This window comes from Acinetobacter sp. 1294243 (assembly GCF_000588015.1).
GTDB classification, from domain to species: domain Bacteria; phylum Pseudomonadota; class Gammaproteobacteria; order Pseudomonadales; family Moraxellaceae; genus Acinetobacter; species Acinetobacter pittii.
Window position 1 is genome coordinate 322,601 of the sequence record NZ_JFXG01000001.1, and the last position, 12,788, is coordinate 335,388.

9 protein-coding genes and 1 pseudogene are annotated in these 12,788 nt (G+C 36.7%); 5 read left to right on the top strand and 5 right to left on the bottom strand.

Going from position 1 to position 12,788, the window contains the following annotated elements:
* Positions 1-184: 184 nt before the first annotated feature.
* Together J655_RS06425 and ybaK are read right to left on the bottom strand one after the other, a co-directional pair.
* Positions 185-2,416 (bottom strand): TonB-dependent receptor, encoded by a 2,232-nt coding sequence (locus J655_RS06425; protein WP_017482242.1) that lies wholly within the window; start codon positions 2,414-2,416, stop codon positions 185-187.
* 158 nt (positions 2,417-2,574) lie between these two features.
* Entirely contained in the window at positions 2,575-3,042 is a 468-nt protein-coding gene (gene ybaK / locus J655_RS06430; RefSeq protein ID WP_017386867.1) for a Cys-tRNA(Pro) deacylase, read from the bottom strand.
* A 189-nt stretch (positions 3,043-3,231) separates the two neighbouring features.
* On the opposite strand from ybaK, the gene J655_RS06435 reads away from it, so the two are divergent.
* The 4 genes from J655_RS06435 (at position 3,232) to J655_RS06450 (ending at position 7,883) form a co-directional block, all read left to right on the top strand.
* A complete protein-coding gene (locus J655_RS06435) occupies positions 3,232-3,534 on the top strand; it encodes a hypothetical protein (RefSeq protein WP_005076193.1) in 303 nt (100 codons plus the stop codon).
* Positions 3,535-3,768: 234 nt separating this feature from the next.
* Positions 3,769-5,142, top strand: coding sequence for an ABC1 kinase family protein (locus J655_RS06440; RefSeq protein WP_032006115.1), 1,374 nt, complete (start codon positions 3,769-3,771; stop codon positions 5,140-5,142).
* 228 nt (positions 5,143-5,370) lie between these two features.
* Positions 5,371-6,654, top strand: a complete 1,284-nt coding sequence (locus tag J655_RS06445) for an acyl-CoA dehydrogenase family protein (protein ID WP_171063705.1) — start codon at positions 5,371-5,373, stop codon at positions 6,652-6,654.
* Positions 6,655-6,677: 23 nt separating this feature from the next.
* A complete protein-coding gene (locus J655_RS06450; RefSeq protein WP_032052172.1) occupies positions 6,678-7,883 on the top strand; it encodes an acyl-CoA dehydrogenase family protein in 1,206 nt (401 codons plus the stop codon).
* A 126-nt stretch (positions 7,884-8,009) separates the two neighbouring features.
* Here J655_RS06450 and J655_RS0104210 read toward each other — a convergent pair.
* Positions 8,010-9,221, bottom strand: a pseudogene (locus tag J655_RS0104210) (alkane 1-monooxygenase).
* 189 nt (positions 9,222-9,410) lie between these two features.
* Here J655_RS0104210 and J655_RS06455 point away from each other — a divergent pair.
* Complete coding sequence (locus J655_RS06455) at positions 9,411-10,358, top strand: AraC family transcriptional regulator (RefSeq protein ID WP_032006111.1); 948 nt, start codon at positions 9,411-9,413, stop codon at positions 10,356-10,358.
* A 45-nt stretch (positions 10,359-10,403) separates the two neighbouring features.
* On the opposite strand, the gene J655_RS06460 is transcribed toward J655_RS06455, so the two are convergent.
* The gene (locus J655_RS06460; protein ID WP_032006110.1) at positions 10,404-12,269 is read right to left on the bottom strand and encodes a SurA N-terminal domain-containing protein; all 1,866 of its coding nucleotides are present in this window, start codon (positions 12,267-12,269) and stop codon (positions 10,404-10,406) included.
* 131 nt (positions 12,270-12,400) lie between these two features.
* Entirely contained in the window at positions 12,401-12,673 is a 273-nt protein-coding gene (locus J655_RS06465; protein ID WP_001043034.1) for an HU family DNA-binding protein, read from the bottom strand.
* Between the last annotated feature and the right edge of the window lie 115 nt (positions 12,674-12,788).

A 12,788-nucleotide genomic window follows, 5' to 3' on the forward strand; every position in this document is an offset into this window, starting at 1 on the left:
TTTAAATCGCCTAAAACTTAGCATTACAGTAGTAGACGTTAATCTTAATTACTAGAACGTTTCTCAACTTTCAATATAGGTAATGATAATCATTTGCATTTAACAATGCAAGTTTATTTTATTATTTTTTTAAATTTATTAAGGAATACCTATGATTTATAGATATTCCCTATCTCACTTCACATTAATAATTAAATGTATAACTGAGGCCGTAAGTACGTCCTTCAGCTGGAATACTCTCTACCAGCCCATATACTTTTTCTGCTTGTTGACTATAGACTGCTCGATAGTCTCTATTCCAAACATTATATACACCAAAATCTATACGTCCTTTCCAAGCTGGAAAATGTGCCAAAACATCCATCGTGCTATAGCCTTTAATTTTTACAGCTGAAAGTGAGCCATCTTTTACTGCTTCATTTGTACCTTTTATAGCAAGCATTTGCACACGAGCACCATATCCTTCATCACTGTTCCACTCGGCAAAAACAGTACCTTTTATTGGTGAAACTTGAAAAGCATTCAACTCTTTCCATTTACCATCCGTATCTTTATATTGACCTCGCGTATAACCAAGTGTTCCCCCAACTTTAAACTCTTCCATAAATGGGTAGGTCGCTGTTAGTTCAGCACCATATACACGCTGGTCTTTGTCCATAACCTCAGCAACAGTTTCTTTATTACTGTTCTTGTAGAATTGGACAACTTTGTCTGAGGTATTATAGAAACCTGTTATACCTAGATTTAGACTCTGCTCTCCTTGTAAACGCCAGCCTAATTCATAGCTGTTTACACTAATAGGTTGGATATTAGCGGTTGATATATTAAATGCATCACGCATCATCCGTTGTACATCTGGAAAACTAAAACCTTGAGAGAAATTAGCAAATATTTGCTGCTCATCTGTTAATTTATATATCGCTCCCAAATTAAATAAAACAGCATCGTCATTTACAGATCCGCTTGGCTGTATACCATTTTTAGTCGAGTACTGTTCTGTTTCAGCTTTGATATATTGGTAACGAGTACCAGCCTGGACATTCATACGGTCTGTTAAAGCGTAATCACCTTGTATAAAAATGCCAGCACTTTGAATTGTTGTATTTGGACCAGCATCGGAAGTTTTACCTGTAGGTTTATAGGTCAAACCTGTATTAAATGCTGTGAAATGCTCGTAGTGTTGATGATCTTTTTCATGTTCATAATCTAAACCATAAGTTAGATTAAGATCACGATTCATAATATTTAAATCACTTTGTACTGTTGAACGCAGACCAGCCACTTCGATTTCAGATTGAGATTGTTTTGCTTCTGTACCTTCCCCTCCTAAAAAGACTGGAAAGAAACGAGCATCTTCTTTACGGTAATATCCTTCTAAATTTAAGACCTGACCTAAAATATCCTTATTTTGGTATTGAGTGTTGAATGCATAGCGCTCTGTAAAAGGCTGATTAGATATTTCTAAACCCTTTTTCCCAATATATGAGTTAGGCGCTCCTCCATAAATATAATTTTTCCCATAATCAGGACCATAATTCGTATCTTGTTCATCCTTATAATACTGTGCACCCAAACTTAGTGATTGGTTATCAGCTAAATCTATATTTATACGACTATTAACATCAATTGTATCAGTATCAGGACGGCTACCTTGCATAGGTGCTATAGCAATACGATCACCATGGCTATCGAACTGAGATCCGCGACTAGTGAAATTAGCCCCTAAGAAACCATTTATATTATCTTTATTAAATGAAATAGATTGGCTAATTTCATAAGCTAGACTATCACTTCGAAATGTATCGGAAGACGTAATACCAAGTTTAGTTTCAAAACTTACTGGTTTAGTCGAATCAGCACGTTTCGTAATAATATTAATAATCCCGCCGGTAGAACCTGATCCATAAATACTTGTAGCTCCTGAAAGAACTTCAATACGTTCAATCATGCCTGGACTAATACTATTTAGCTGCCGAGCAACATCGCGTGATCCATTTTGTGATACGCCGTCAATCATAATCATGACATCACGACCACGCATTGTTTGCCCATAGTTGGTAGTCGTTCCACTACTTACCCCAAGTGATGGAACCAACTGAGCCAGTATATCGGCAATTTTTCGTCCAGCAGTTGCCTGTTGTTCAATTTGCTGCTTTTCAATCGTTTGAACTGTGCCGGCAATTTCAGCAATATTTTTGGGCGTCCTTGTCGCCGTCACTATAATTTTTTGCAATTGAGCTACAGGCTTTTGTGTCGGTTGATTATTAAGGATTTCCTTTTCAATATTTGTATTTGCATAAACCTGCTGCGCAAATACTGCTGCTAGAGCAATACAACAAGGTTTTAATTTAAAATACTGTGATTCAGCACACATCAGATGATTTGAGTTAACCCCAACCTTTTTGTATTGATTCATTTTCCCTTTCTCCAAACCCAAAAGTTATTAGATAGTTATAAGGTTCGGCATAATACTAAATATAAATAATAATGAGAATTGTTTTTATTAAAAGAACTTGATTTAATACTACCTATCTTAAAATTAGTTAATTTAATGAGATAAGAAAAAGATTTATATTACTCATCAAGTACATCAACAAATTGAGCATTTAATAGTTGTGCTAGATCTTTCGGGTTTAAGCCAATATCTAGTCCCCGTTTTCCTCCACTCACATAGATTTTGCTGAATTCTTGTGCAGATGCATCAATAACGGTTTTTAAGCGTTTCTTCTGACCTAAAGGACTAATCCCTCCGACCAAATACCCCGTTAAACGTTCAGCGTCTTTTGGATTGGCCATTTGCAATTTTTTACAGCCAAACGCCGTAGCCACTTTTTTTAAATTTAATTGATGATTAACTGGCAATACTGCAACAAAAAAATTCTTATCATCGCTAACCATCAATGTTTTGAATACCTCCCTTACATCTAAATTTAGTTTTTCTGCTGCTTCTAATCCAAAACTTTTAGCATTTGAATCATGCTCATATTCATGGATTGAAAATTCAATTTTATTGCTTTTTAACAGTCTACATGCAGGAGTCATAATAAGTAGTGTTATAGATGAAATTATTTGGATTATAGTTTTTTTAGAAAAATTTTTAAAATTGCTTAGGCTATTTACAAGAATTACATAAAAAATCAAACAGCAACTGAATAAAAAATAATCTCAACTTGATATTCATGGCTCGACTCCATATATTTTATTTAGATTTAAGTCTGAGCTGACAATTTTATGAGTTATAAACACAACAATCTGATGGCTATGCGTCACCGTTTTTGGGATGAATCTTCAGATTATGTCTTAAATGAAAAGCAGTTTTTACAGCAGACGTTAATTGAACAAGGCATCTTTAATAACGCAACACTCGAGGATGTTAAGTATTTTTTCTATACCTTACCCAGCATTATTATTGTAAAAGCTCATGCACTTGGTTTTATGCATGATTCAGTCAAACAAATGTTATTACAGCATATTCAGTCCAATCGCCTTCACTTAATGCAGAAGTCTGAATTGAAGATCCAATTTAAAATGTAATTTAAGTTTTTGTGAAAGATCCGTTTTTACCCTAGTTTTACTCACCTGAACGCTGTAAGTTTCTTAAATTTTAAAATTGCTTAGGCTATTTTAAAGTTAATGAAATAAAGATAGCCATTTCGACTGATCATTCAGTCTGAGAGAACTATTTTAATACGCTCAAAACATGTAATATTCGTTACAATTTTAGATCACCAGCGTTTGGCTGCATGATGCGCATAGGATTCTATTTTCATGTCAAATCAGAAAGATAAGCTTAAGAGTTTAAAAACTTCTTCCATGGATCGACGCTTATCAATCGCGAAAGCTTCTTTACTTGCAGGAACACGTTGGGCAACTGCAAGTGCTTCTTCTATATTTTCTAATGAGGAAGAAAAAGAAAAGAAACGCAAAAAAGCGATGAGCGAGCAAGCTAATTATCTGGTTTCTGAAATAGGTAAACTTAAGGGTTCTATTGTTAAGATTGGCCAAATGATGGCCCTTTATGGTGAGCATTTTTTACCTGAAGAAATTACACAAGCACTAAACACCTTAAATAACCAGACAGTTGCTTTAGATTGGCCTGCAATTAAGCCGCACCTTCAAGAGCAATTGGGCGCTAAATTAAATGATTTAACAATTGATCATGAGCCAATTGGTACGGCCTCTCTCGCACAAGTACACCGTGCAACGCGTAAATCAGATGGTTTAGAGTTAGTTTTAAAGATTCAATATCCGGGCGTTGCAAATGCTATTGATTCCGATATGAGCTTGTTTAAAAACATGCTTAAACTGACGCGTATGGTTCCACAAACCCGTGAATTTGATCAGTGGTTTGATGAAGTACGTGAAATGATGCATCGTGAAGTTGACTATGATGTTGAAGCTTCCACTACTCGTCGCTTTGGTGAACGCTTAAAAGATGATGAGCGCTATATTGTTCCTACAATTGTAGATGAATATTGCACAAATCAAGTACTCTGCATGACTTTTGAACGTGGTGTACCAATTAATAGCCCTGTGATGTTGTCATTACCTCAGGAACGTCGTAATCAACTCGGTGAAGCGTCATTAGAGATTGCGGTTCGTGAAATTTTTGAATGGGGTGAAATGCAAACTGACCCTAACTTTGGTAATTACCTTGTTCGTTTAGGTAATGGCCAAGACATTCAAGACAAAATTGTATTATTAGATTTTGGTGCTATTCGCCAGTTTGATGAACACTTGCTATCAGTTGCCCGTCAACTCATTCAGGCAGGTTATCAACATAATAAAGATGCAATGGTCAAAGCCATGACTGGTTACGAGTTCTTTGATGCGATGCCTGAAAGTATTAAACCAGGTATGGCTGATGTCTTTTTACTTGCAACAGAAGCATTCAGTACTCCTGCAAATAACCCAGATATGCCCGCTGGTCTTATGGATGAACACGAACGTTATGACTGGAAGAAAAGCCAGCTTCATAGCCGTGTTATGCAACAAGCTAGTAAATCAATGGCTTCACGTTATTTTTCAGTTCCGCCAAAAGAGTTTATGTTTATTAGCCGTAAATTCATTGGAGCCTACACATTTATGACGGTTATTGATGCAAAAACCAATGTGCGACGTATGATTCGTAACTTTGCTTGATTTAATGAATGACTAGAATGATTCCATGTCATTCTAGTCAATCCTTCTCGGCTCCCCAACATTGCAATTATTTTAAATAAATAAAATCAAAAACTTATAATTTTCTTATTTTCTATTTACCATTTATCTACTCATTTTTCGAATGTCAGTAACGACATAGTTTTTTAATATGAGGCGTGTCAGCATAAAACAATAACAATGTGTTAGGACACCATAATCATGACAAATATGATCAATAAAGCTCAGGGTTTGGGTTTATCGCTGATCACAAGATTGGCTGGAAGCGATGTACTTGATCAACTCAAGTTGCGTAAATTTGTTGAAAAATCTCTTTATCAAGGTTCAAAAGCTGGCTTTAGAGCATTAACGCAGACTCAAAAAGCATTTAAGCCCAAGCAAATCTCTCAACAACGTTTACCTCGCCAACAAAAAAATTTATTTGATTTAAGTTTAACCGAAGAACAACAAATGACTTCTGAAGCAATGTCTCAATTTGCTCAAGAGGTTTTATTGGGGTTAGCTCATAATGCCGATCAGGAAGCTCAGTTTCCTGAAAGTCTTTGGCAATATGTTGAAGATTTAGGACTTAACTACTATGCACTTCCAGAAGCACTCGGTGGAGTAGCGGCCGAACAAAATATCGTTAGTAACTTATTAATTGCTGAAAAACTAGCTGAAGGTGATTTTAGTCTTACAGCAGGATTACTCAGTACATTTAGCGTTATTAATGCAATCACACGTTGGGGTTCTGCTGAAGTTCAGTCGATGTACCTACCATGTTTTGCAGAAGACTCAGACATTACAGCAACTTTTGCTGTTCAAGAAACAACTCCAGCATTTAACCCTTATGTTTTAAAAACAAAAGCATCACTTGAAAACGATCAGTTTTTTATTGATGGTGAAAAAACATTAGTGATTTTAGGCGATTTAGCTGATGTATTTTTAGTAAGTGCAGACTTTAACGGCAAGCCAGACGTATTCGTCGTGCAGTGTAATGAAACAATTTCAATAAAAAACACTCCGGCCATGGGTCTTAAAGCGACAGAAACAGCAACTCTTCGCTTTAATCACACTCCTGCTCTACGTTTAGGTGCAACAGATTTTGATTACACAGCCTTTGTAGATTTAGGCAACTTAGTGTGGTGTGCAATGGCTGTAGGTACATGTGAAGCTGTAAAAGCTTACTGTATTAAATATGCCAATGAACGAACCGCGTTCGGTGAACCTATTTCACATCGTCAAAGTGTCGCTTTCATGATTGCAGATATGGCAATTGAAATTGATGCAATGCGTATGTTGATTTTAAATGCAGCAAGCCTTGCAGAGTCAGGCAAGCCATTTCACCGCGAAGCTTACTTAGCCCATCTACTTTGTGCTGAAAAATCCATGAAAATTGGCACAGACGGTGTGCAGATTCTTGGTGGACATGGTTTCACAAAAGAACATCCTGTTGAACGTTGGTACCGCGATTTACGGGCTACTGCAATTTTACAATCTGGCTTACATGCTTAAAAGATCAATCAGAGGATACTTTAATGAATTTACAAAATCCTAAAAAATTCAAAATGATGATTGATCAAGCACATGATGTTGCGATCAATGTATTACGCCCTATTTCTCGCAAATATGATAAAGCTGAACATGCATATCCAAAAGAACTTGATATGCTCGCCTCTCTCATCGATGGCATGAATGAAGGTGGTGAAGGAATTAATGCTGGTGCTGCGGGTGCTGGAAAGCGCGGTGATACCGACAATGAAGGTATTCGCAATGGAACCAACATGTCGACCGCTCTTGGAATTATTGAGATGTGTTATGGCGATACAGGCTTATTACTGAGTATGCCTCGTCAGGGCCTTGGAAACTCAGCAATTGCTGCTGTCGCAAATGATGAGCAATTAGAACGGTTCAAAGGAACATGGGCAGCAATGGCCATCACCGAACCGGGTTGTGGCTCCGACTCTGCCGCTATCCGTACCACAGCAACCAAAGATGGCAATGACTACATTCTAAATGGTGAAAAGATTTTTGTGACCTCAGGTGAACGAGCAGACTCTGTCGTTGTTTGGGCCACACTTGATCGCAAACTTGGCCGTGCAGCTATTAAATCATTTGTGGTACCCAAAGATACGCCTGGCATGAAGGTCGAACGTCTCGAACATAAATTAGGAATTAAAGCATCAGACACAGCAGTCATCAGTTTTATTGACTGCCGTGTACCAGCAGAGAACCTTTTGGGTAATGCCGAAGTGGATGTTGCTAAAGGTTTCGCCGGAGTAATGGAAACTTTTGACAATACACGCCCTCTAGTTGCAGCAATGGCAATCGGTTGTGCGAAAGCTTCACTAGAGCGTATTAAAGAGATTTTTAAAGATCAGCTTGATCTTGACTACTCGACTCCCTATCTGCATGCTTCTAACCTTGCAGCACAAATCTACCGCATGGAGGCTGAATGGGAAGCTGCTCGTCTGCTCATGTTAAAAGCAACATGGATGGCTGATAACAAAAAGCCAAACTCTAAAGAAGCTTCTATTGCAAAAGCAAAAGCAGGTCGTGTTGGTAACGAGATCACTTTAAAATGTGTCGAGTTAGCAGCAAGTGTTGGCTATAACGAAGACGAACTACTTGAGAAATGGGCACGTGATTCAAAAATTCTTGATATTTTTGAAGGTACTCAGCAAATTCAACAATTAATTATTGCGCGTCGTGAGCTTGGTAAATCTTCAAGTGAATTAAAATAAGAGCATCGCAAGCGAGTTTAAATTCCCTTGCTGCTTAGTACTACCATCTATAGGCAAAATAAAAACCCTCTAATCACATGATTAGAGGGTTTGGTATTTCAGGAATATATATTATTTATTCAACTTTTATGTTTCTAATGATTGATCTACTGCACCAAATTTTTTGAAGATTTTTGCACGTCTTTTTGGTGAAATATTCGCTTTATTCAAATCACCTTTATAGTGATCAAAAACTCGCTTATCCATTATTTTGAACCACAACGAAGGAATTAACGCAGGTAATAACATACTTGCATAACCACTTGGTAATTCTGGTGCCTCATCAAAATGACGTAATGCTTGGAATGGACGAGTCGGATAAGCATGATGATCTGAGTGACGCTGCAACTGGTACAGAAATAAGTTTGTTACTACGTTATTGTTGTTCCAGCTATGCTCTGGCATTGTGCGCTCATATTGACCATTTTCTTTTTTCTGACGTAATAAACCATAATGTTCAATATAGTTAATAATTTCAAAAAGACTAATGCCATAAAATGCTTGTGTCGCTAAATATGGAATTGTACTTTTACCAAAAATTCCAACCATAGAGGCATGAAAAGCAGCACTCATTCCCCAGCCTTGTAATAATTCATTATCTGCTGACCAGAACTCTTTTCCTTTACGTTTTAAACGATTCTTCTCAATTTCAATTGCAGACTTAAAAGAACCTACAACTGTACGTGGCCAGAACTCATAAAATGTTTCGCCCATACGTGAAGAAGCCGGATCTTCAGGAGTTGCTGCACGTTTATGGTGTCCATAAGGATGTTCGATACGGAAATGGTTATAACCTGTAGGAACCAAAGCAAGATGAGATAAAATATGATCAATACGATCATGCTTATGGCTTAATTCATGGGCTGTATTAATTGCAATACCATTAATTGCACCCATTGAAACACCGAGCAAAATTTTATCAATGAATGACGTGGTTTTACGGCTTTTTTAATAAAATGCATAAAAATTTGCAGCATATTGCAGTGGAATAAAACTCTTCACAAGACGTGAATAATATGGATCTTTTTCTAAAAGCTTAATTTCTTCATCAGTCGGATTACGTGCATCCTTCCCAATAACAGTATCAATTGCAGGGATCACAACATGTAATAAAAGTGGACCACCTAAAGCGAAAACTTTTTTTAATGGGCGTGGGCCAAAATGGTAACCAGCTAAAATACCTAAACCAATTACAGGTAGGGCTGGACTAATCATCCATAAAAAGCGCTTACGATCTATCTCACGCATAGACGCTGGCACTGGCATAAGTTCTTGCTGAACATTTACTGGTGCATTCATAGTCATATTTCCTTTTTCTATATATCTATATAGTTAAAGAAATAGTACTTACTTAACAGTAGTAACCGTCCAAAAAACCTATTTCAAAGTCTTTGGCATTTTCTTCCACTTTTTTGTCCTAAAAACACATGTTGATCTATTCTTATACCTCACTATAATTTTATTAAAATAATGATTGATCATTTAAAGATGGATGCACTAAGTAAATTTTTTGATGATATTCACCTTAATAAGTCTGAATACATCTATTTAAAAGCACAAGGAGAATGGGCTTTTAAAACACAAGATCAATCTGCTTTACTTGCCTATATTGTTTTAACTGGTTCAGTATATATTCAACTTAATACGTCAGAAAAAATAATTGCGACAGCTGGTGATATTATTTTAATTCCTTCTGGAAAGGCACATAATGCCACCGACTCAAAATCAACAGCAACTAAATTAGTAGATTCATTAGATATTACTTCACTTTTTAACGGCCATAGACAAGACGCAATTGAATTTGGCACCTCCTCTCCTAATAAAACCTTATTACTGTGTTTGCGCTGTCAGATTGATACTCATATGGCAGGCCCTTTGATTAACGCATTGCCTTCGATCATGCATATTCAACACGAAAATCAAACCAACCCACCCGAATGGCTACAAATTGGGCTTTATTTTTTAGCAATTGAAACTCAAAAAATCAGGCCAGGACATGACAAAATTATTGATCATTTGGTCAGCATTCTTCTCATTGAGTGCATTCGTGATCACGTTCAACAAATGACAGATCAACAAAACTGGCTAAGTGCCTTAACCCATCCTGAATTAAGTAATGCCCTATCTGCTATTCACAGCCAACCAGAAGTCGCTTGGACAGTTGAGTCTTTAGCAGAACAATGCTGTATGTCACGGTCCAAATTCGCAAATGTATTTAATAGTATTATTGGGGAACCACCTCTAACTTATTTGCAACATTACCGTTTTCGTTTAGCAAGTCAGTACTTACGCACAAGTAATTTTTCAATTCAGCAAATATCAAACAAAGTCGGCTATTCATCCGAAACTGCTTTTAGTCAGGCCTTTAAAAGAATTTTTGATTTATCACCTAAACAATATCGACAGCAATATATCGAACATCATCTCGATCAATAGAAAATAAAAAAAGCGCCAAAGCGCTTTTTTTATTTGATTAAATTATTATTTAATTTTTGCATGTGATTTTAAATATTGGCTGTAATCTTCCAATATTTGTTGACCACGAGATTGACGATAAAGTTGTTTTAGCTGTTGTAATTGATCAGCAGGAATAGCATTAGCGGCTGATGAATTTACATTTGAAACTGCAACGACTACCAGTTCATTTGGCAAGTTTGCTGTTGTAACAGACCACATACCCGGTTTAGGGGTAGCTAAACTAAATGCTGCACGTTCAATTTCACGCTTTAAACCCTGTGATCGAGTAAACACACCAGCTGACTCAAATGCGACTTTGTTTTTAGCAACCACTTGGTCTGCAGGTTGAGTTTTAAACTCAGTCAACATGGTAGCAATTTTTGCTTGGGCTGCTTTACGCGCTTTTGCATCGATAACTTTGGTTTTTGCTTCATTCATCGCTTGCGCTAATGGTTTTACACCAGCTGCGTGGTAATCACGCACTTTAATCCATACCGTATCACCATTTGCTAATTGAATATTAGATGATGCATTACGGTCACCATTTTTCACATCATCATTAAATAGCTTAATTTTGACACTTGGATCACTTAAATATGGGTTTTGAGTTGCTAAAGTTACACCATTCAATGATTCAACTTTTGCACCTTTTACTTCTTGTACAACAGCTTCTAAAGAATCATTACCAACAATTGTTTCATTCAAACTGTTTACGGCATCTGAATAAACAGTAGCAACTTTATTCTTTTCAACCTCAGCCGTTAAACGCGCTTTCTCAGATTCAAATGAAGGGATTTGGTTAGCTTGAGTTTCTGCTTCAATAATATGATAACCATATTGTGTTTTTACTGGCTGCGAAACTTGTCCATTTTTCAAACTTAAAACAGTTTTATCAAATGCATCCGAGAAAACACCTGGAGCATATGCTTCAACTAAACCACCTTTTGCTTTTGAACTAGGATCTTCAGAGAACTGCGATGCAGCTTGTGCAAACGAAAGACCACCCTGAATTTTCGCATAAACTTCTTTTGCAAGTTTTTGAGCAGCTGCATCATCACGAGCATCAGTAGTAATTAAAATATGCTTTACAGTTCGTTTAGCATCTTTTTTCTGAGTTTCAACAAACTTTGCATAAGCTTGCTGAAGTTCAGCTTCAGTTGCAGGAGCTGGTTTAGTCATCATTGATGGAGATAAGACAACATAATCAACATCAACCGAAGCCTGTTGCTTAAACTCATTTTGATGCTTGTTATAGTAATCTGTAGCTTCTTGATTAGATGCAGTTAAACCTGTTTTGTAAGCATCTAATTTAATACTAGCTAAATGTAACGTACGTTGTTCAGTTTGCAAATTCGCAATTTGCATTAGATCAACTTTGCTTACTAAAGAGTAATCAGCAAAGGTTGACGTTAACATTTTTAAAGCATGATCTTGACGTAGGCTTGCTATTAAACCCTGACTCGTCATGCCAATAGAACGTAAGTAATTTTCATAGAGTTTTTGTGAGAATTGACCATTCTCTTGCAAACTAGGCTGCTGAGCTAACATTTGCTCAATTTGAGCATCACTCAAAGAGATACCTAATTTTTCTGCTTGCTGTATTAATAGATTACGTGACACCAAAATATCGAGTGCCTTAGCCTGAATGACAGGCAAATTAAGTAAACTTTCATCCCCTTTAACAGCAGCTAAATATTGTTCTTTGTAAGACTGAGTTAAAGTTTCAAGGTCTTTTTTAGATATTTCTTGGCCATTTACTGTCTTAGCAACATCAGCCTTGTTTCCCCTATTAAAATATCCTTCAATACCTACAAGTGCTAAAGGGGTCAAAAACAAAATTAGAAGGACTTTGCCGAGCCAACCCTTAATGACTGTACGAAACGATTCCATAAGTATTCCAATATTTTATTTCGAGGAGAATTTTAACTGAAAAACCACAATCAATGAATGAGCAATATTGGTCAATTCAGATATTTAATAAAAAACGCGCCTATATTGGCGCGTTTATTCATCTTAAAAGATTAAGCTACTGAATCTTTAAGACCTTTACCAGCTTTAAAGCTAGGTACTTTTGTTGCTTTAATTTGAAGCTCTTCACCAGTTTTAGGGTTACGACCAGTACGTGCAGCACGTTCTTTAACACTGAAAGTACCAAAACCAACTAAAGTTACTGTATCACCTTTTTTAAGTGCTTCAGTAATTGACGCAATTGTCGCATCGAGTGCCTTGCCTGCATCAGTCTTAGATACTCCCCCTTTTTCAGCAATTGCATCGATTAATTCTGATTTATTCATGAATAAAACATCCTCTTAATATCGTTTGTTTAAGGTCCAAGGCTATAGTTTAAAAGGCCATGACGCCTTTATAGCAATGCTTTAGGGGAAAACGCAATACTAGAGCAGGGCTTTT

Coding starts and splice junctions, on each gene's coding strand:
- J655_RS06450 (WP_032052172.1), top strand. CDS start 6,678: ATGAATTTACAAAATCCTAAAAAATTCAAAATGATGATTGATCAAGCA.
- J655_RS06445 (WP_171063705.1), top strand. CDS start 5,371: ATGATCAATAAAGCTCAGGGTTTGGGTTTATCGCTGATCACAAGATTG.
- J655_RS06435 (WP_005076193.1), top strand. CDS start 3,232: ATGAGTTATAAACACAACAATCTGATGGCTATGCGTCACCGTTTTTGG.
- J655_RS06425 (WP_017482242.1), bottom strand. CDS start 2,416: ATGAATCAATACAAAAAGGTTGGGGTTAACTCAAATCATCTGATGTGT.
- J655_RS06465 (WP_001043034.1), bottom strand. CDS start 12,673: ATGAATAAATCAGAATTAATCGATGCAATTGCTGAAAAAGGGGGAGTA.
- J655_RS06440 (WP_032006115.1), top strand. CDS start 3,769: ATGTCAAATCAGAAAGATAAGCTTAAGAGTTTAAAAACTTCTTCCATG.
- J655_RS06460 (WP_032006110.1), bottom strand. CDS start 12,269: ATGGAATCGTTTCGTACAGTCATTAAGGGTTGGCTCGGCAAAGTCCTT.
- J655_RS06455 (WP_032006111.1), top strand. CDS start 9,411: ATGGATGCACTAAGTAAATTTTTTGATGATATTCACCTTAATAAGTCT.
- ybaK (WP_017386867.1), bottom strand. CDS start 3,042: ATGACTCCTGCATGTAGACTGTTAAAAAGCAATAAAATTGAATTTTCA.